We start from the raw sequence: 18257 nt of genomic DNA, 5'->3' as shown, positions 1-18257 counted from the left end.
AGTGATGGAGCGTTCGGGAATTTCCCACATTGGGTGAGAGAGCGTTTCAGGTGGCGGCTGAGCGGCAGGCGTCGACCTGGCCCTGGACGATCGCCCCGTAGTGGGCAACCAGCTCATCGAAGTCCCAGCCCTCGAACATGCCGAGCGTGCGCACTGCCTCGCCAAAGCCGGTCATCAGCGCCACCACCGTGGACGCGTGGCGCCGGTCCGGCGTCGTGTCCTTCAGCAGGGCGGCCATGCTGGCGAGGTACCGTTCGCGTGTTTCCAGCCGGGCGGCGTCGGGCGTGGGGGAGTCCTGGATGGTGAACGGAAGCATGGCCCACGGTTCCTTCAGCCCGCGCTCCCGGCGCATCAGGACCCGGAACACCAGTGTGGCGCCCAGCTCGGCCGCCGGGACGTCGAGGTCGGACAGCAGCGACTCGTCGGGCTTGGCGGCGGCAAACAGTTTTTCCTTGGAACCGTACAGCTTCATCACCAGCGCTGCCGAAACACCGGCGTCGGAGGCGATGTCGCGGACGGTCACGCCCCGGTAGCCGCGTTCGCCGAACAGCCTCCCCGCGGCGTCCAGGATGGCGTCGCGGCTGGAAATCCCGGCGGTGCTCACGCGTCCACCAGCTGTCCGGCCGGAGCATCGATCGTCAGGTCCGCCGTCACCGAGCGGTTGTCCACGGCCAGTTTCCGGGCCATGGCCTGGTGGGTCGCCGGGTGCAGCAGGGTCACGATGTAGCGGCCGGCCAGGGGCAGCGGCAGGGAGTACCTGCCCCCGGAATCGGTCCGGGTTGTCGCCACATGTTCGCCGGAGGCCTGCAGGAGGGTCACCACCGCATCGGCCAGGACGGCACCTCCCACGGTGGCGGTTCCGGCCAGCTCCAGGCGGTCCTCCAGGTGGAAATTCTGCTGAAGCGTGCGGCCGTCGAAATCGAACACTTCCGCCATGGGCGCCCAGCCCGCGGCGTTGGCCACCATCAGGTACGTGCCCGCTCCGGGCAGCGCCACGGAGTAGTTGCCGTCGCTGTCCACGCGGCTCCAGTCCACCGGTTCGCCGCTGGTCTGGAGGACGGTGACGACGGCGGGAGTGACGGGGCGCCGGTCGGCCGTCAGGACGCGTCCCTGCACCACAAGCTCGTTGGCTGCCCGTGCGGGGAGCGCTGCCGTGGGGGCGGCCGCGGCCCGGGGAATGAACACCGCGGCCACCATGGAGGCGGCGGATGCGAGGGCGGCCATCCAGAAGACGTCCTTGAAGGCCTCGAAGGACGGCAGCCGGGCGGACCCCACGGTGAGGGTCACGGAGGTGAGGACAGCGGCGACGGCCGCACTCGACGTGGAGGTTCCGATGGACCGCACCAGGCTGTTGAGTCCGTTGGCCGAGGCTGTCTCGGTGATGGGCACGGCGCCCATGATCAGGGTGGGCATCGCCGCGTAGGCGATCGCCGTACCGATGCTGACCACCGTGGAGCCGATGATCACCGAGGCGATGGAGTCCCAGAAGAAGACGCGGCCCACGTAGCCCACCACCATGACCGCAGCGCCCGCGATCAGTGCGGACTTCCCGCCGAACCGGCGGATGATGCCGCCGGAAACGGGAGCGAAAACCACCATGGCCAGGCCGGACGGAACCATGCAGAGGCCCGCGGTGATCACGCTCAGCTGGAAACCGTAGCCGGTGGAGGCGGGCAGCTGGAGCTGCTGGGTGGTCAGGAGCATGTTGGCGAACATCGCGAAACCCACCAGCAGGGACGCCAGGTTGGTCAGGAGGACGGGGCGCCTGGCGGAGGTGCGGAGGTCCACCATCGGCTGGCTGACCTTCAGTTCGTACGGGAGCCAGGCGGCCAGGAGAACGGCCGCGGCAAGGAACAGCAGCAGTACCGGCTCGGAACCCCAGCCCCACGAACCGCCCTTGGAAATGGCCAGCAGCAGTGCCGCCAGCGCCGCCGAAAGAATCACGGCGCCGAGGTAATCGAACCGGCCCGGCGTGCGCACTTTGGATTCGGGGACCACCAGGACGACGGCGGTGAGCAGCAGGCTGCCGGCTGCGGCGGAGACCCAGAAAATGGATTCCCAGCCCAGGCTTTCGTAGAGCAGCCCGGCGAGCGGGAGGCCCAGGGCGCTGCCGATGCCCAGTGTGGCGCTCATCAGGGCGACGGCGGACCCCATCTTTTCCTTGGGCAGCTCATCGCGCATGATGCTGATGCCCACGGGGATCAGGGCCGAGGAGAACCCCTGCAGTGCCCGGCCGACGATGAGCCAGAGGAAACTTCCCCCGACCGCAGCCACGATGGAGCCGGCAACCATGATGGCAAGGCAGATCACCATCATCTTCCGTTTCCCGTACATGTCCGCGCTTCGGGAAACGATCGGGGTGGCCACGGCGCTGGACAGGAGTGTGGCGGTGACCAGCCAGGAGGCGTCGTCGGCGGTCACGCCGAGGATGCCGGGGAAGTCCGGAAGGAGCGGCACCACGAGGGTCTGCATCAGCGCCACCACGGTTCCGCTCAGCGCGAGGACGGCCGTGATGGCGCCGGGGGACAGGGATTTGCTGCGTGTTTGGGGCATGGGGGCGGAACCTTCGGGGCGTCAGGCGGCCACAAGGGGTGAACGCGCGTTTACTCTCTAACGAGTGAACCACTGTTCACCCCCTCGGTTCAAGAAGATTCAGGGTGCGACGCCTCACATTGCGCCGCACCGCCCTCGCGTAATCTCCTCAACCTGGCAATCATTGAGACAATTACGTTACGCAAAGCTTGCTTAATTCACAGAAGGGTAGGCTAGCCTTACTTAGGTTCGCATCATTGACCTAAGGAGTTCCGTGACTTCCCCCCTCTTCTCCGGCCTCGGCGCCGGCCGCAGCGGCATGGCCGCCGGCCCGTCCCGCCGGGTGCTGCTCAAGACCGCTGGCAAGGCAACCGCTGTTCTGGCCGCGGCCGCGCTCTCGCTCACCGCCTGCTCCACCGGTCCGGCGGCATCCGGCACCGGTACTGCAGCGGCCAGCCAGTCCGCGAGCTCGCAGTTCCCCGTCACCATCAAGCACGTCTTCGGTGAAACGACCATCGAGTCGCAGCCGCAGCGCGTCGTCACGGTTTCCTGGGTCAATGACGACGTCGCACTCGCCCTCGGCGTTGTGCCCGTGGGCGTCCCCAAGAATGAATGGGGCGGCAACGACAAGGGCTCCACGCCGTGGAAGGACGCCAAGCTCGAAGAGCTGGGGGCGGGCTTCGGCACCGAGAAGGCTCCGGTCCAGTTCTCCGAGGCCGACGGCATCAACTTCACCGAGATCGCCAAGCTCAACCCGGACATCATCCTGGGCGCCTACTCCGGCCTGACGGAAGAGGACTACAAAAAGCTGAGCGAAATCGCTCCGGTCGTCGCCCACCCCGAGATCGCCTACGGCACCTCCTGGCAGGATTCCACCAGCATCATCGGCAAGGCCCTGGGTAAGGAAGCGGAGGCCATCAAGCTCGTCTCGGACACCGAAGCCACCATCAAGGACAAGGTCTCCAAGTACCCGCAGCTTGCCGACAAGAGCTTCATCTACGGCAACCTGGAGCCGGCCAAGAGCGAAGGCGTCAATGTCTACACGGCCAACGACAACCGCCCCCGCTTCCTCAGCGAGATCGGCATGAAGCTGGCCCCCGTTGTGGAGGCGAACTCGAAGGGCTCCCAGGAGTTCTTCATCCCGTGGTCCGCCGAGAAGGCCAACGAGCTGGAATCGGACATCTTCGTGACCTGGGTTCCCGACTCCGCCACCACCGATTCCATCAAGGCCGACCCGCTGCTGGGCCAGATCCCGGCCATCAAGAACGGCGCCCTGGTTGCCGACTCGGACAACACGCTCACGCTGTCCATCTCCGCTTCTTCGCCCCTGAGCCTGCCGTGGTCGCTGGACACGTTCCTGCCGCAGCTGGCCGGCGCAGCGGACAAAGTGAAGTAAGCACTCCGCCATGACATCAGGTACGACGACGGCGCCCGCCGGCTGTGAGGCCATCTCACCTTCGGCTTCCGGCACCACGCGCGAACGGACACTTGAGGCCCCGCTAGCCGCCGAAGCTGCGGCCGGCAAAGGGCCGCAGGTGCCCGTTCGGGCTGCAGGCAAGCAGGCCGCGTGGCTGCTGGCCGCCGTCGTCGTCCTTGTTCTTGTCGCTGCCGTCTCGCTGGCCGTCGGCGCCCGCGGGCTTCCCCTGGAAACCGTGTGGCAGGCGCTCACGCAATTCAATCCCGGCAACGGCGACCACGCCGTAGTCCATGCACGGATCCCGCGCACCGTCCTGGGCCTGCTCGCCGGCGGTGCCCTCGGACTGGCGGGGGCGGCCATGCAGGGCGTGGCCCGCAACCCGCTGGCCGACCCCGGGATCATGGGGGTCAACGCCGGCGCCGCACTGGCCGTGGTCACCGGCATTTATGTTTTCGGGATCTCCTCCCTGACCGGCTACATCTGGTTCGCGTTCATCGGCGCCGCGGCAGCTGCCGCCGTCGTCTACCTGGTCGCCTCACTGGGCAGGGACGGTGCGACGCCGGTGAAGCTCGCCCTGGCGGGCGCCGCCCTGAGCGCCGGCCTGTACTCGCTCATGAACGTCATCCTGGTCTCGAGCCAGGACACCCTGGACCGGTTCCGGTTCTGGCAGGTGGGCGGGATTGCCGGACGCGACTGGTCCGTGGTCCTGCCCGGGGTGCCCTTCCTCATCCTCGGCGCCGGCATTGTGCTGGCCACGGGGCGCATCCTCAACAGCCTGGCCCTGGGCGATGACATCGCGCGCGGACTCGGCCAGCGGGTAGGCCTTGTCCGCGGCGTCACCGCCCTGGGCATTGTGCTGCTCTGCGGAGGCGCCACCGCCCTCGCAGGGCCCATCGGCTTCGTGGGACTCGTCATTCCGCACGCCGTCCGCTTCCTCACCGGGCCCGACTACCGCTGGATCCTGCCCTTTTCCCTCGTCCTTGCTCCGGTGCTCCTGCTCTCCGCCGACATCCTGGGCCGCGTGGTGCTGCTGCCCGGCGAAGTCCCGGCGGGCATCATGACGGCCCTCGTGGGCGCCCCCGTCTTCGTGTGGCTTGTCCGCCGCGGGAAGGGGGCCGGACTGTGAGTAGGTCGGACCTCGCCTCCGTTGGGCGCGAACTGGGCGAAAACGCGCCCGGCACCGAGCGCGAACGGGCAGATAATGCCCTCAAAACCGCGAAAACAGGGCATTATCTGCCCGTTCGCGCTACCGCCGTGAACCGGACCGCCGTGCTGGCGTTCGCCGTCGTGGTCCTGTTCGCCGTCAGTGTGCTGCTGGGAAGCTACACCGTGACCATCCCCGACTTCGTCAAAATCCTGCTCGCCCACCTCACGGGCGGCCAGAAGATCCCCGGCGCAAGCTTCATCGTGATGGAAAACAAGCTTCCCCGCGCGGTAATCGGCACCATGATCGGGGCCGGGTTCGGCCTGGCCGGCGCCCTCTTCCAGACCATGCTCCGCAATCCGCTGGCCAGTCCGGACGTCATCGGCATCAGCTACGGGGCCAGCGCCGCAGCCGTCACGGCCATCGTTGTTTTCGGCGCGTCCGGGGCCGTTGTCTCCGGCGCCGCCCTCGCCGGCGCGCTGGGTGTGGCCGCGCTCATCTATGCCATCTCCCGCGGCGGCTCACTGAGGTCCGGCGGCGGAAACCGCGGCAATGCGGCCGGCAGCCGTCTGATCCTGGCGGGCGTGGGCATCGCGGCCGCCCTTCACGCCGTGGTGAGCTTCCTCATGACGCGTGCAGACATCCGCACCGCCGCCGACGCCCTCGTGTGGCTGAACGGCTCCCTCAATTCCGCGAGCTGGGACCGCGCCGGAGTCCTGGCCCTTGCCTTGCTGGTCCTCATCCCCGCCGCGGCAGCGCTGTCGGGGCCCCTGCGCATCCTGGAACTCGGCGACGACGCCGCCGCCGGACTCGGCATCAGGGTCGGCGTCACCCGGCTGGCCGTGGTGGTTGTCGCCGTGGCACTCGCTGCGGTGGCGACGGCGGCGGCCGGGCCGGTTGCCTTCGTCGCGTTCCTGGCCGGTCCCATCGCCCGACGCTTCACTGCCAAAGCCAGCCTCCCGGCGTCGGCCTTCGTCGGGGCACTGATTGTGCTGGCCGCGGACTACTTCGCGGCGAATATCGCACCCCTGCTGCTGGACGGCACCGTGCTGCCGGTAGGCGTGGTCACCGGTGCCCTGGGCGCCCCGTTCCTGCTGTGGCTGCTGGTCACTTCCAATCGAAAGGATGCCTGAGATGGCTGTTCTGCGCGCCACGGACCTCACCCTCAAGTACGCCCAACGCACGGTGGTTGACGGGCTGCAGGCGGAGATCCCCGAAGGCAAAGTGACCATGATCGTGGGCGCCAACGCCTGCGGCAAGTCCACCCTGCTCCGCGGACTCTCCCGGTTGCTGAAGCCCGCGGCGGGCGCAGTGACCCTGGACGGCAAGGACATCCACAGCCGCTCCGCCCGCGACGTCGCCCGGACCCTTGGCCTCCTGCCCCAGCACCCCACAGCACCGGACGGCATCACCGTCCGCGACCTGGTGGGACGCGGACGGTACCCGCATCAGGGCTTCTTCCGCAGCTGGTCAGATCATGACGACGCCGCGGTGCAGCGCGCGCTGGAGGCCACCGAAACGCTGGAACTCGCCGGGCGCAACGTGGACGAGCTGTCCGGCGGCCAGCGCCAGCGGGTCTGGATCGCGATGGCGCTCGCCCAGGAAACCGACGTGCTGCTGCTGGACGAGCCCACCACGTACCTGGACCTGGCACACCAGGTGGAAGTGCTGGACCTTGTCACCGACCTCAACCGCACGCGCGGCACCACCGTGGCCATCGTCCTGCACGACCTGAACCTCGCCGCGCGGTACGCGGACCACGTGATCGCCATGAAGGGCGGCCGGATCGTCGCCGAAGGTGCATCCACTGACGTGGTCACGGAGGACCTGGTCCGGGACGTCTTCGGCCTGGAATCGAGGGTGCTTCCCGATCCCGTTTCCGGCACTCCTCTGATCATTCCGCTCGGCCGGCACCACACCACTGCAACTGAACTGGAGCTCGTTTCATGAAAACCCGCGACATTGCCACCACCGAATCCATGACCCTGGCGTTCGAGGTGACGGTCACCGCCGTCCAGGAACTGAGCCCCAACTTCCGCCGCATCACCTTCGGCGGGTATTCCCTGCGCGACTTCGGTGTCCACGGCGGCACCCTGGACCTGCGCGTGAAGCTGATGATCCCGTCGCTTGCCGCCGACGGCACCCGGCTGCCGCTGGCTGTTTTCCAGATGGAGCAGACCGGCTGGTACCGGGAATGGCTGGCCATGGATCCGGCCACCCGCGGCTCCATGCGAACCTACACCGTCAGGCAGGAACGGCTCGACGCCGTCTACCCCGAAATCGACGTGGACTTCGTGATGCACTTCGACGCCGCGGGCAACGGCGGCCCCGCAGCCAACTGGGCCCTGAACGCCAACCCCGGGGACACGCTCACCATCATCGGCCCCAACAACCGTGCCGCGCACTGCGTCACGGCGGAGATCTACTCCGGCATCGAATGGCGGCCGGGCCTGGCCCAGCGCGTCCTGCTGGCAGGAGACGAGACCGCTGTTCCCGCCATCAGCGCCATCCTCGAAAGCCTTCCGGCATATATGAGCGGGCACGCGTTCCTTGAGGTCCCCGAGGCCGGCGATTTCCTGGACCTGAAGTCGGACGCCGACGTCGAAATCACCTGGCTGGCACGCGGCGCCTCGATCGGACGCTCACGTCCGCACGGCGAACTCCTGCAGGAAGCCGTCCGCGCCGCCGTTCCCGAGCCGGGCTGGGTGGGCATCAAGGCCGCGTCCGGCGGGGCCGGTCCGGAACCGGAAGACGTGGACGTGGACCAGGACATCCTCTGGGAAACGCCCGCGAGGATGGAAACCGCGGCCATCGCTGCTACGAAGAACCCCGGGATGCCCGCGGGCGCCATGCCGTTCTACGCCTGGATTGCCGGCGAGGCGGGCGTCATTAAGGACATGCGCCGCTACCTGGTCCGCGACGTCGGCATCGACCGCAAACAGGTCGCGTTCATGGGCTACTGGCGTCAGGGGAAAGCGGAGCTCTAAGCGTTGGTGCGGCCGCGCTGAGTCCGCCTCCACTGCTGACCTTGCCGTCGCTTAGACACCTCCCGCCGCTGCGCTCGGCCGCGGACGGCCTTGCTCCGCTCTGGTCGGCGATGCGCTCCTTAGCAAGCCAACAGTTGCGGCTCGAGGGTCGGTCACCTCAGATTCACCCCGTCTTTCCCTGACGGCTTTTTGGGTTGGGTATCGTGCCGGGATGGGTTCATTTCCATTGCTTCCGGACAGGAACGGGCGACGGCGGTTTGTTGCCTTGGGGGATTCGTTCACCGAGGGCGTGGGGGACCGGAGCAAGCGGCTGCCCAACGGCGTGCGCGGCTGGGCCGACCGGGTGGCGGAGAAGCTGGCCAAGGCCGAACCCGGGTGGGAGTACGCCAACCTCGCTATCCGCAGCAAGAGGCTCCGGCACGTCATCGACGAGCAGCTGGAGCCGGCGCTCGCCATGGAGCCCACCCTGGTGACCCTGTACGCCGGGGGCAATGACATCCTGGATTTCGGTACCGATGTGGATGCGCTCATGGCCGAGTACGAATCGCTCGTGGCCCGGCTGGCAGCCACGGGTGCCACCGTGGTGCTGTTTACCGGTTTCGACGTCAAGGTGTCCGCTGTCCTGGAGCCCCTCAAGAAGCGCAACACCGCCTACAACCGCCACGTCCGGGAAATCGCCGCCAGGTACAACGCGGTGCTGGTGGATTACTGGTGCTTCGATGCGTTCCACGATCGGCGGATGTGGGACTCAGACCGGCTGCACATGTCCAAAGCGGGCCACAAATACCTGGCCGGTCAAGTCCTGGACCAGCTGGGCGTGCCGCACAAGATCAGCCCGCTGGAGTGGGAACCGCCGTCGAAACTGAGCCTGCGGGAGTGGGAACAGGCGCAGCGGCGCTGGGTGCACGACTGGGTGTTGCCTCTTTTTGGCCGCAAGCTGCGCGGCGTCACCCTCGGGGACAGGCTCAGCCCGCGCTGGCCGCAACCGGTGAAGGTCCCGCGGAAGGGCGGGCTCAAGAAACTCCTCGAGAAGGAACCGTCAGCTGCGTCTGAGGGGAACTAGCTGTCCAGGAGGTTTTCGTAGCCCGGAGCAACCCTGCCGGCGTGGAATTCCTCGACGTCGAACTCCGCCACCCCGTTCGTGTAGAAGGGGTCCTTGACCAGCGTGGCGTCCAGGCTGGCGCGGTCCGCGTTGGACAGCAGCAATGCGCCGGTCCGGGGGATCTTCCGGCCGGCGACAATAAAGATCCCCTGGTCGAAAGCGTCCTGCAGCCACGCGACGTGCGCCTTGAGGTGGAAATCGACGATCTCTTCGGGAACCTTGTAAGTCAGGGAGACTACGTACATGCGGCCAGCCTACCGGTTTCACCGCCGGCCCGGCGAGGAGTCCCCGGCACCGGCCGGGAGGGCCTATGGAAGCAGTTTCAGTGCGCTGTTCCAGTTGTACCCAGGGTGGGCGTTGCCACCCTGCAGCCCTATGATCAGCAGCTGAAAGGCTTCCAGCTCCCGGGCGCGGCGCAACGGCCCCACATCGACGGCACGCAAACCGGAATCATTGATGAAGCTGGCCACTGCAGCCTTGGCGTCGGCGGAATCGCCGGCCAGCAGGACGTCCAGCGTCTGTCCGGCCACTTCACCGGCAGCCAGCGTGGAGGCGAAGACCGTGTTGAAGCCCTTAACCACGGTCGCGCCGGGAACCAGCGCCTGGAGTTCCTCTGCCGCGGAGCTCCCGGCGGGCACGGTCAGGGAGTCGAAGGTTTCCGTGTCCACAGGGTTGCAGACGTCCACGATCGTCTTGCCATTGAGCGCCTCGCCGTAGTGGCCGACGATGTCCCTGGACACCTCGAAGTGGGTTGCAAGGACAACAATGCTGCCCTCAATTTCCTGGCCGGTTGTTCCGGCGGAGGCGTTCGTCCCGGACGCCAGGGCGGACGCGGCCACTGCATCCCGGCTAAGGATCTGGATGCTGCGGCCGGCGCTGGCTGCGCGGGCGGCGATCGCTGCCGCCATGTTGCCGGTGCCGATGATCGTGATGTCAGTCATGACGCTTCCTTAGATCGGAACCGCTGCTCGGACAGCGGGGCTTGAACTGTCAATGATTTTTTCTCCTAGGATGTATCCATGACCGAACCCCGCTGGCTCAACGCTGACGAACGCCGCGCCTGGCTGGCCCAGCTGAGCATCAACACCTTGCTGCCGGCAGCGCTGGACACCAAAATGCACGCCGCGGGCAAGCTTTCGCTCTTCGACTACAACGTACTCGCCATGCTCTCCGAAGCGGAAGGCCGCTTCCTCCCGATGAGCGAACTCGCCGCCCGGACCAGCGCCTCGCTGTCGCGGCTGTCCCATGTGGTCACCAAGCTGCAGAACCGCGGGTGGGTGGAACGCCGTCCGCATCCGCGCGATGCGCGCGTCACCACCGCCCATCTGACCGACGACGGCATGGCGACGATCGTGGAGTTGGCGCCCGGCCACGTGGAAGCTGTCCGCTCGCTGTTCCTCGATGCACTCTCCGAGCGGGACGTCGCCGACCTGGCCCGCATTGGCGAGAAGATCGTGGGCCGCCTGGACGCCGACCACTGGATCCTGCGCGAGTCCTGACCCGCGAGTCCTGACGAGCGCCGCGGCCCGGCGCGGTCCGCGGCCGTAGTGTTGGGTCCATGGAATCGCCCATCCAGAGCTACCTGCAGCAGATCCACACCGAGATCGCCCGGCTCAAGGGTGGCAAGCCTTACAGCACCATCCCGGCAATGGCCAACGTGGATCCGGAGCGCTTCGGCATTGCGCTGGCCACCGTCGACGGCCAGGTCTATGAGGTGGGGGACACCCGCGCGGAATTCACCATCCAGTCCATCTCGAAGCCGTTCACCTACGGGCTGGCCCTTGAGGACCTCGGCAACGACGCCGTGGATGCGAAGGTGGATGTCGAACCCTCCGGCGACTCCTTCAACGAGATCTCCTTGGCGGAGGGGACGGGCCGCCCGGCGAACGCCATGATCAACGCGGGAGCACTCACCGCTACATCGCTGATCCGGGGATCCGGCGGCCAGTCCAGCTTCAAACGGATTCTCAGCACCTATTCGGCATTCGCGGGCCGTCAGCTTTCCGTGGACCGGAAGGTCTTCGAGTCTGAGCTGAAACACGGGCACCGCAACACGGCGCTGGCCCACCTGCTGCGCTCCTTCAACATCATCGAGGACGACCCCGCGCCTGTCCTGGAGGACTATTTCCGCCAGTGCTCGGTCCTGGTGAACAGCTTCGACCTCGCCATTATGGCCTCCACCCTCGCCAACGGCGGGAAGAATCCGCTGACCCACAGGCAGGTGCTGGGGATCGGTCCGGTGGAACGGGTGTTGTCGGTGATGATGACATCCGGCATGTACGACGACGCCGGTGCCTGGATCAGCAGCGTGGGCATGCCCGGCAAGAGCGGTGTTGCCGGCGGCATCATCGCCGTCCTGCCGGGCCAGGTGGGGCTGGCGGTCTACTCTCCGCCGCTCGATGAACACGGCGGCAGCGTCCGGGGCCTGGCCACTGCCCAGAGGCTCTCCCGGGACATGGAGCTGCACTTCGTCAGGGCTGCGCGCGCGGGGCGTTCGGCCATCCTTGCCTCGTACGACGTCACCGAAACGCCCTCGGGCATCCGGCGCAATGCTGAAGCGGCCGACGTCCTCCGTGCCCACGGACACCGGGCACGCGTCGTTGAACTCAACGGTGACCTTCTCTTCGCCGGGACCGAATCAATGGTGCGCGAGCTCAGCAGCCTGGACGACGACGTCGAGCTGGTTGTTCTGGACCTTCGCCGGACCGATCAGGTCAGCGGCGTCGCGGTGCGCATGCTCGATGAAGCGCGAGCGGGGCTGTCCAGCGCGGGCCGCGAGCTGGTGCTGATCGAAGCGGACGGCGCGGTGTCGGAGTCCCTTGGCGAACGGAACGGGCACCCCGACGAGGCCGTCCCGTCGTTTTCCTCCCGCAGCGCCGCCGTCGAATTTTGCGAAAACCGGCTGCTGGCAAAGTACGGGGACAGGCTGCTGCTCCGGGACCACGTTCCGGTCACGGATTCGCCCGCGCTGGCGCCGCTGGACGAGGCAGACGCGCTGGCCCTGCAAAGCCTTATGACAGCGAAGAAGTACGACGACGGCGACGTCATCCGCCGCATCGGGCTGCGGTTCGGCGGGGTCTACTTCATTACCTCCGGCAAGGTCAGCAGTACGTCGTCCGGAGCCAACTCCGATCCCGTCAAGCTCAACACCCTCAGCGCCGGCATGACATTCGGCGAGCTGGCACTGGGCAGCGGCAACCGGCAGGAAACGACGGTCCGGGCGGACGGTCCCGTGGAGGTGATGGTGCTCAGTGCCGAGGCGATCTCCGAACTTGAGTCCAGCGATCCGAGGCTTGCCATCGTCCTTTGGAAAGCCCTGACCCGGGATGCCTACACGCGGGTGGAACAATACCTGCGTGAATCAGCCGTCCGGATCCGCGGATAGCCGCCGCTTTGTTGCTCGCGGCAACGGGTGGCAGACTATCGATATGGATTTTTCCGCCCGATATGTTGCCCTGGGAGATTCGTTTACGGAGGGTGTCGGCGATGACGATCCGGCCCGCCCGAACGGAGTGCGTGGCTGGGCGGACCGCGTAGCGGAGCAGCTCGGCGCCACGGACCCCTCCTTCGGCTACGCCAACCTCGCCATCCGGGGCCGGAAGCTCCGGCAGATCATGGCAGAGCAGGTGGATGCCGCCGTCGAACTCAAACCCACGCTGGTGACCATTTACGCGGGGGCCAACGATATCCTCCGTCCCAGGATCGACATCGACGACCTTTTGGCCGAGTACGACGCCGGCATCCGCAAGTTGAGCGCGACAGGTGCCACCGTGGTGATGTTCACGGGCTTCGACGCCCGCGGTTCCAAGGTATTCGGCACGATGCGCGGCCGCACCGCCATTTACAACGAGCTGGTGCGCGGCATCGCGGGTGACCACGGCGCCCTGCTGGTCGATTACTGGCGCTTCAGCGAGTACTACGACTGGGGCATGTGGGCCAAGGATCGGATGCACATGTCCGCCGCCGGCCACGCCAATATGGCCAAGAGGGTGCTGACGGTCCTCGAGCACGATCACTCCATCGATGTCCCGCCCATGACGCCCGTGCCGGAGCTGAGCCGGGCCGACGCCATCCGGGCGAATGCGCGCTGGGTGCGGGAGTTTGCGGGACCCTGGGTGGTCCGCCGGGTCACGGGCAAGTCCTCGGGCGACGGACTCCAGCCGCGGTACAGCCAGCTCACGCGCCTGTGACTTTCGCGCCCTGACGTACGCCGCGGGCCGCCGCTGAAAATTACCGCCTGAAGCCGGGCGTCGCGAGGAGTTCGCCGCCTGCCTGCACGGCCAGTACTTCGATGTTCCACCCGTCCGTGGCGCGGTCCAGCATGGGCATCCCGCCGGCCACGATCGCCGTCGCCAGCACGTCGGCCGTCACGATGTCTGCCGCCGCAACGGAAACCTGGCGGAATGCCGGGGCTCCACGGACGCCGCTGGCGGCGCGGGCCCCTGCGCCGGCCCCTGCCCCGGCCGCCCAGATGTGGTCTCCGCGTTCCGCGGAGCCGGACGTGGCCAGCGCCAGGTTCGCGCCGTTCGCGCCGTTCGCGCTGTTCGCGCCGCCCAGCGGATAGCCGGCAATCAGGGTCCGGCGGTCCTGCGGATCAACAATTCCGGCCCGCCACGGCTCGTCGGAGCCGGAACCCGGACTCCCGGCTCCCGGCGATCCGCTGACCAAAACGTCGCCGCCGGCGTTAAGGCACCAGTCGCGAAGGCCCAGCGCGAGCAAGGATGTGCCCGCCTCCTGGATCGCGTATCCCTTGACGATCCCTGACAGGTCGAGGACGCCGTCGGGCCGTTCCGGTGTGAAGGCCCCCTCGGTCAGCAGCCGCCAGCCGACGGCGTCGGCGTAGAGCCGCCGCATTTCCCCGGACGCGTCCGGAAGCTTGATCTCGGCACGCGCCAGCCTGCTGGCTTCCGAATCGGCACGGTACAGGCTGAACGTCTCGTCCAGCCCGGCAAAAAGCCGTTCGACGACGGCGGTGGCCGCTACCAGCTCGTCCGCACCTGACGCCGAGGGCAGGGTCAGGCTGACCACCGTTCCCATGCAGCTGAAGGTCCTGGCCCGCAACGACGGCGGCTGCGGCGGGGCTTCAGCGCCGGTTCGCGGATCAGAGATTCGCTGCATCGAGGGCCGCCTGGAGGGAGTTCAGATAGGCCACGCTGGTCACGGTGGCGCCTCCGATGGTCTGGACGTCGGCCGACTGGGCGGCGAGGACTTCGGACCTGAGGAGGGGAGCTGCCCGGTTGCTGATCTGGATGGATTTGCGGTCGTCATCGGTCAGTTGCAGGGCCTCCACATCAGTGATGGCGCCGGCCTTGACCGTGATCTGGACCTGGACTGCGCCGAAGCGCGTCTGCACCACACTGCCGGCATAGGTTCCCCCGGCCTTTGCAGCGGCTCCGGTGGTGGGCTCTGCGGCCGCGCCCGAATCCGTTCCGGCGGCCGCGGACGATCCCTTATCGCTGGCCCCCGTATCAGTGGACCCCGAGCCGGAGCTGGAGGAACCCGTGGCGCCGGTTGACCCGGTGGCCCCGGTTGTCCCTGTGGCTCCGGTAGTGCCGGTGGCGCCGTTGGTGCCTGCCGAGGTGCTGGCCGCGGCGCTCCGCGTGTCCTCCAGGTGGATGCCTGATTGCCATCCCGCAAGCAGGATGCCTGCGGACGCAAGTGCTGCCGATACTGCTGCGCGTATTCTCACCAGTCAAACCTTTCGTAGTGGAGTTGGTCTTCCCTGACGCCGGCGGCGCGGGCATCCTCGAGGACGTTCCTTGCCCACGCCCCCGGCCCGCAGACATAGACATCCGCGTCTGCGATTCCGGGCGCGTAGTCCGCCAGCCGATGCCCGGCGTCGGTGGCGCTGTCCGGGAGCCAGCTTCCTGTGTGCCGGGCCGAACGGGGGCCGGTCAGGTGGAACACTGTGGCGCCACGGTTCCGTGCCAATTCCAGAATCTCGTCGCCGAGATAGAGTTCCTGCTCGCTGCGGCCCCGAAGGATCACGGTGGCCTGCCCCGGAGCGAAGGGCGTTGATTCCAGGAGGGCCCGCAGCGGCGTGATGCCGATGCCCGCCCCGATCATCACCACACGGTCCCGGCTCCGCGCCGCGGTGCTGAAGATTCCGTAGGGCCCCTCCACGGCAACTTTCGTCCCGGGCTTCACGCCTGCCAACTGGGCCGATCCCCGGCCAAGGTTCCGGACAGTGATCCTCAACAAGCCGCGGCCGGAGGCGTCGAACTGCAAGGGCTCGGCCGAGAGGCTGAACGGATGCGGGTGCCACCACAAGCCCGGTGCCAGGAAGCGCCAGATGAAGAACCGTCCGCCTGCCCCGGCCAGTTCGTTGAGCCGTAGCCCGTGCATTTCGATGCTGACCACGCCCGGCGCCACCTGCACTACCCGGCTGACGGTGAGCTGATGGCGGAACGTCGCAATGACCGGTTCGAGGACGCGGTAATGCAGGAGGGCCGCGCCGGTGGCGATACACACCGCCAGCCAGTACCAGCGCTGCCACGTACCTTCGGCGAACAGTCCGCCCACGCTGAACTGATGGGGCAAAGAGGTTGCCACCGCGGCATAGGTCAGCAGGTGCACCGCGTACCAGAACTCGTAGGGAAAACGCCGGCGGACCGCCACCAGGGACGTCACCACCACGGCGATGAAGAGCGCCATGGAAATGAAGGCCAGCCACATGTCCGGCACCAGCACCCAGAGGGACACCGCTTCGCTGACGGGATCGAGGCCCTCGGCCATCCCGTAGCCGATGGCGATCAGGAGTCCGTGGGCCAGCAGGAGGTAGAGCGATGGTTTGCCGAGCTTCCGGTGGAACTCCAGGGCGCGGTCGTGGCCTACGGTCTGGTCGATGAGCGGAATCCTTGCTGCCAGCAGCAGCATCAACAGGACCAGGTCCATGCCGGCGAGCCCGGTCACGATGCCCAAGGCAGTGACGGCGCCGGCGAGTGTCGAGAATTCCGAGGTGCCGCCGTCGGCCAGCCACAACGCCACGGCAGCGGCAATGGAAGCCCAGGCGGCCGTTGTCAGCAGGTCCGTACGGAACAGGCGACGGCGGTGCCGGGCCCTGAAACTGCCCGGCCCCTTACGGTCCCGGGAACCGGCGGGCAGAGCCGGCAGGAGTTGTGTGTTCATGCTTCAACGGTGCGGGCGGTACCTTTCATTCTGCTGTGAAAAGACTGCGGCGCCGATGTGACTTGGGAACGGTGAGGCAGCCGGGCTTATACACCCGCGGAGGGCAACGGCGGCTACCCGATTCGCCTTTAATTAGTCAAGCTCGTAGACTTGGTAGGCGCTAGGTGGCGCGGAGCGTGTGCAATTGCTCCGGTTGGCGGGATCTGTCCTCAATATCGACAGTCCTCAAGGCCGGTAGTTAGGGGCTCAAGTTGCGTGCACTCCTGTATTCGCCCAGCATCCCGGTACTTCGCGGAGGATTCTTCTGCCCGGTATTCGTGGCCCATCATGTTCCCCGCAGTGCGGAAAACGCCGGTTATACCGGCTGCCGACGCCTGCGGACCGCGTGATATGAGCTGGATGCGGACGCCGCCCGTCGCACGGTACGCGGAACTCTGCGGACCGTTTCATTTATTTTCATGAGGAGAGTCGTCATGGCAGCACACTGCCAGGTGACCGGAGCCGAGCCGGGCTTTGGACACAGCATTTCGCACTCGCACCGTCGCAACAAGCGTCGGTTCGACCCGAACATCCAGAAGAAGCGCTACTGGGTTCCGTCCCTGCGCCGTAATGTCACCCTGCAGGTCTCTGCACGTGGCATCAAGACCATCGACGTACGTGGCATCGACGTTGTCGTAGCCGCCATCCTGGCACGAGGAGTGAAGCTCTAGTGGCAAAGGACAAGGACGTACGTCCGATCATCAAGCTCAAGTCGACCGCTGGCACGGGTTACACCTACGTCACGCGCAAGAACCGTCGTAACGACCCGGACCGCATGGTTCTGAAGAAGTACGACCCCCGCATCCGTAAGCACGTCGAATTCCGAGAGGAGCGCTAAGCACTATGGCTAAGAAGTCAATGATCGCTAAGAACGAACAGCGTAAAGTCATCGTCGAGCGCTATGCTGCAAAGCGCCTCGAACTGAAGAAGGCCCTGGTTGACCCCGCGTCAACCGACGAAGCACGCGAAGCTGCACGCCTCGGCCTGCAGAAGCTGCCCCGCAACGCCTCACCGGTACGTCTGCGTAACCGCGACATCATCGATGGCCGTCCCCGCGGTACCTTCCAGAAGTTCGGTATCTCCCGTGTTCGCTTCCGCGACATGGCTCACCGCGGTGAGCTCCCGGGCATCACCAAGTCTTCCTGGTAATTCAGTACAGCTGTTAGCTCAGCACTGCTGATTCCAGTGGTCTGGAAAGGGCCGGCAACCTCAGGGTTGCCGGCCCTTTCTGCGCTTAACCAGTTCCGCGTTCCGCCGGCGCAAGGCGTGGTGACGCAGCACACAGAGCCCAAGTACGACGGCGGCGCCCTGGAATGTGCCTGCAGCACCCGTTTTGCCCCGGATTGGCGCGGTTCTGGAGCCATACGGGGGAGGGTTTGCGGTGGGGGCAAAGTAGGTGTATTGTTTTCTAAGTCGCCGAGAGGGGGCCGGCGAGGAGCTGGTTACCGAAGGCGGCCAAACCCCTTCTAAACAGCCTGAAAAACGGTTCGTCACTTGGCGTGCTGCAAGACGGCGGGGTTGGTCTCGATGACCGGCAGATCGCAGAAATGCTGATTTGCTTTGATTCTTGAGATCGGGTAAGTTTGGAAAGTTGCTCCGGAGCGATCCGCGACCGAAATATGGTTGTGGTGGTGCCGGGTGTGTCTGTTGTTTGAGAACTCAATAGTGTGCCAAGTTTGTTGATACCAATTTTTTGTATTGAATTGGTTGAATTGACTGGATTGTCCATCCCGTGGATGGTCTGGTTTTTACAGCTGGTTTCAAATTTTGTGCATTGTGTGTATCCCGTTTTCCCGGGGGCGCATGGTGTGTCTGTTTTTGTTTTACTTCAACGGAGAGTTTGATCCTGGCTCAGGATGAACGCTGGCGGCGTGCTTAACACATGCAAGTCGAACGATGACCTCCAGC

At 66.4% G+C, this 18257-nt stretch carries 19 protein-coding genes and 1 rRNA gene; 13 read left to right on the top strand and 7 right to left on the bottom strand.

Annotation, left to right across the window (positions count from 1 at the left end):
* Positions 1-46: 46 nt before the first annotated feature.
* Together BS38_RS0119905 and BS38_RS25755 are read right to left on the bottom strand one after the other, a co-directional pair.
* A complete protein-coding gene (locus BS38_RS0119905) occupies positions 47-604 on the bottom strand; it encodes a TetR/AcrR family transcriptional regulator (protein WP_028272385.1) in 558 nt (185 codons plus the stop codon).
* Positions 601-2553: an MFS transporter gene (locus tag BS38_RS25755; protein ID WP_043439377.1), complete on the bottom strand. Its 1953-nt coding sequence runs from the start codon at positions 2551-2553 to the stop codon at positions 601-603. The genes BS38_RS0119905 and BS38_RS25755 overlap by 4 nt, the downstream gene beginning before the upstream one ends.
* 253 nt (positions 2554-2806) lie before the next feature.
* Here BS38_RS25755 and BS38_RS0119895 point away from each other — a divergent pair, with 253 nt between their 5' ends.
* From BS38_RS0119895 to BS38_RS0119870, 6 genes are all read left to right on the top strand, one after another.
* Positions 2807-3928: an iron-siderophore ABC transporter substrate-binding protein gene (locus BS38_RS0119895; protein WP_028272384.1), complete on the top strand. Its 1122-nt coding sequence runs from the start codon at positions 2807-2809 to the stop codon at positions 3926-3928.
* A gap of 10 nt (positions 3929-3938) precedes the next feature.
* Positions 3939-5075 (top strand): FecCD family ABC transporter permease, encoded by a 1137-nt coding sequence (locus tag BS38_RS0119890; protein ID WP_028272383.1) that lies wholly within the window; start codon positions 3939-3941, stop codon positions 5073-5075.
* Between the two features lie 107 nt (positions 5076-5182).
* Positions 5183-6226: a FecCD family ABC transporter permease gene (locus tag BS38_RS0119885; RefSeq protein ID WP_028272382.1), complete on the top strand. Its 1044-nt coding sequence runs from the start codon at positions 5183-5185 to the stop codon at positions 6224-6226.
* 1 nt (position 6227) lies between these two features.
* Positions 6228-7043, top strand: a complete 816-nt coding sequence (locus tag BS38_RS0119880) for an ABC transporter ATP-binding protein (protein WP_028272381.1) — start codon at positions 6228-6230, stop codon at positions 7041-7043.
* Positions 7040-8080, top strand: coding sequence for a siderophore-interacting protein (locus BS38_RS0119875; RefSeq protein WP_028272380.1), 1041 nt, complete (start codon positions 7040-7042; stop codon positions 8078-8080). Before BS38_RS0119880 ends, BS38_RS0119875 begins: the two co-directional genes overlap by 4 nt.
* Positions 8081-8291: 211 nt before the next feature.
* Positions 8292-9143, top strand: a complete 852-nt coding sequence (locus BS38_RS0119870; protein WP_051629044.1) for an SGNH/GDSL hydrolase family protein — start codon at positions 8292-8294, stop codon at positions 9141-9143.
* Here BS38_RS0119870 and BS38_RS0119865 read toward each other — a convergent pair.
* Together BS38_RS0119865 and BS38_RS0119860 are read right to left on the bottom strand one after the other, a co-directional pair.
* Positions 9140-9427 (bottom strand): YciI family protein, encoded by a 288-nt coding sequence (locus BS38_RS0119865; RefSeq protein ID WP_028272378.1) that lies wholly within the window; start codon positions 9425-9427, stop codon positions 9140-9142. The genes BS38_RS0119870 and BS38_RS0119865 overlap by 4 nt on opposite strands.
* 63 nt (positions 9428-9490) lie before the next feature.
* Positions 9491-10123 carry an NADPH-dependent F420 reductase gene (locus BS38_RS0119860; RefSeq protein ID WP_028272377.1) on the bottom strand — a complete coding sequence of 211 codons (633 nt, stop codon included), beginning with the start codon at positions 10121-10123 and terminating at the stop codon, positions 9491-9493.
* Between the two features lie 78 nt (positions 10124-10201).
* Between BS38_RS0119860 and BS38_RS0119855 the strand changes: the two genes are divergently transcribed.
* Genes BS38_RS0119855 through BS38_RS0119845 form a run of 3 tightly spaced genes read left to right on the top strand, consistent with a single transcriptional unit; the run spans position 10202 to position 13372 of the window.
* Positions 10202-10681 (top strand): MarR family winged helix-turn-helix transcriptional regulator, encoded by a 480-nt coding sequence (locus BS38_RS0119855; protein ID WP_028272376.1) that lies wholly within the window; start codon positions 10202-10204, stop codon positions 10679-10681.
* Between the two features lie 59 nt (positions 10682-10740).
* Positions 10741-12567, top strand: a complete 1827-nt coding sequence (glsA, locus tag BS38_RS0119850) for a glutaminase A (protein ID WP_028272375.1) — start codon at positions 10741-10743, stop codon at positions 12565-12567.
* A 43-nt stretch (positions 12568-12610) separates the two neighbouring features.
* Positions 12611-13372: an SGNH/GDSL hydrolase family protein gene (locus BS38_RS0119845; protein WP_028272374.1), complete on the top strand. Its 762-nt coding sequence runs from the start codon at positions 12611-12613 to the stop codon at positions 13370-13372.
* Between the two features lie 40 nt (positions 13373-13412).
* On the opposite strand, the gene BS38_RS0119840 is transcribed toward BS38_RS0119845, so the two are convergent.
* The 3 genes from BS38_RS0119840 to BS38_RS0119830 form a co-directional block, all read right to left on the bottom strand.
* Positions 13413-14219 carry an FAD:protein FMN transferase gene (locus BS38_RS0119840; protein WP_028272373.1) on the bottom strand — a complete coding sequence of 269 codons (807 nt, stop codon included), beginning with the start codon at positions 14217-14219 and terminating at the stop codon, positions 13413-13415.
* A 64-nt stretch (positions 14220-14283) separates the two neighbouring features.
* Positions 14284-14871 carry an FMN-binding protein gene (locus BS38_RS0119835; RefSeq protein ID WP_028272372.1) on the bottom strand — a complete coding sequence of 196 codons (588 nt, stop codon included), beginning with the start codon at positions 14869-14871 and terminating at the stop codon, positions 14284-14286.
* On the bottom strand, positions 14868-16310 hold the full coding sequence (locus BS38_RS0119830; protein WP_028272371.1) for a ferredoxin reductase family protein: 1443 nt from the start codon (positions 16308-16310) through the stop codon (positions 14868-14870). The genes BS38_RS0119835 and BS38_RS0119830 overlap by 4 nt, the downstream gene beginning before the upstream one ends.
* A 473-nt stretch (positions 16311-16783) precedes the next feature.
* On the opposite strand from BS38_RS0119830, the gene rpmB reads away from it, so the two are divergent.
* The 4 genes from rpmB to BS38_RS0119810 form a co-directional block, all read left to right on the top strand.
* A complete protein-coding gene (gene rpmB, locus BS38_RS0119825; RefSeq protein ID WP_011693744.1) occupies positions 16784-17020 on the top strand; it encodes a 50S ribosomal protein L28 in 237 nt (78 codons plus the stop codon).
* The gene (rpmG, locus tag BS38_RS0119820; RefSeq protein WP_011693743.1) at positions 17020-17187 is read left to right on the top strand and encodes a 50S ribosomal protein L33; all 168 of its coding nucleotides are present in this window, start codon (positions 17020-17022) and stop codon (positions 17185-17187) included. Before rpmB ends, rpmG begins: the two co-directional genes overlap by 1 nt.
* Positions 17188-17192: 5 nt before the next feature.
* A complete protein-coding gene (gene rpsN / locus BS38_RS0119815; protein ID WP_011693742.1) occupies positions 17193-17498 on the top strand; it encodes a 30S ribosomal protein S14 in 306 nt (101 codons plus the stop codon).
* Positions 17499-18177: 679 nt separating this feature from the next.
* A 16S ribosomal RNA gene (locus BS38_RS0119810) occupies positions 18178-18257 on the top strand; the annotation flags it as partial.

It is taken from the genome of Arthrobacter sp. UNC362MFTsu5.1 (assembly GCF_000685965.1).
Taxonomy (GTDB): domain Bacteria; phylum Actinomycetota; class Actinomycetes; order Actinomycetales; family Micrococcaceae; genus Arthrobacter.
The sequence above is the reverse complement of the archived record's forward strand: the minus strand, read 5'-3'. Positions and strand labels throughout refer to the sequence as shown.

Coding starts and splice junctions, on each gene's coding strand:
- BS38_RS25755 (WP_043439377.1), bottom strand. CDS start 2,553: ATGCCCCAAACACGCAGCAAATCCCTGTCCCCCGGCGCCATCACGGCC.
- BS38_RS0119890 (WP_028272383.1), top strand. CDS start 3,939: ATGACATCAGGTACGACGACGGCGCCCGCCGGCTGTGAGGCCATCTCA.
- BS38_RS0119880 (WP_028272381.1), top strand. CDS start 6,228: ATGGCTGTTCTGCGCGCCACGGACCTCACCCTCAAGTACGCCCAACGC.
- BS38_RS0119875 (WP_028272380.1), top strand. CDS start 7,040: ATGAAAACCCGCGACATTGCCACCACCGAATCCATGACCCTGGCGTTC.
- BS38_RS0119870 (WP_051629044.1), top strand. CDS start 8,292: ATGGGTTCATTTCCATTGCTTCCGGACAGGAACGGGCGACGGCGGTTT.
- BS38_RS0119865 (WP_028272378.1), bottom strand. CDS start 9,427: ATGTACGTAGTCTCCCTGACTTACAAGGTTCCCGAAGAGATCGTCGAT.
- BS38_RS0119860 (WP_028272377.1), bottom strand. CDS start 10,123: ATGACTGACATCACGATCATCGGCACCGGCAACATGGCGGCAGCGATC.
- BS38_RS0119855 (WP_028272376.1), top strand. CDS start 10,202: ATGACCGAACCCCGCTGGCTCAACGCTGACGAACGCCGCGCCTGGCTG.
- glsA (WP_028272375.1), top strand. CDS start 10,741: ATGGAATCGCCCATCCAGAGCTACCTGCAGCAGATCCACACCGAGATC.
- BS38_RS0119845 (WP_028272374.1), top strand. CDS start 12,611: ATGGATTTTTCCGCCCGATATGTTGCCCTGGGAGATTCGTTTACGGAG.
- BS38_RS0119840 (WP_028272373.1), bottom strand. CDS start 14,219: ATGGGAACGGTGGTCAGCCTGACCCTGCCCTCGGCGTCAGGTGCGGAC.
- BS38_RS0119830 (WP_028272371.1), bottom strand. CDS start 16,310: ATGAACACACAACTCCTGCCGGCTCTGCCCGCCGGTTCCCGGGACCGT.
- rpmB (WP_011693744.1), top strand. CDS start 16,784: ATGGCAGCACACTGCCAGGTGACCGGAGCCGAGCCGGGCTTTGGACAC.
- rpsN (WP_011693742.1), top strand. CDS start 17,193: ATGGCTAAGAAGTCAATGATCGCTAAGAACGAACAGCGTAAAGTCATC.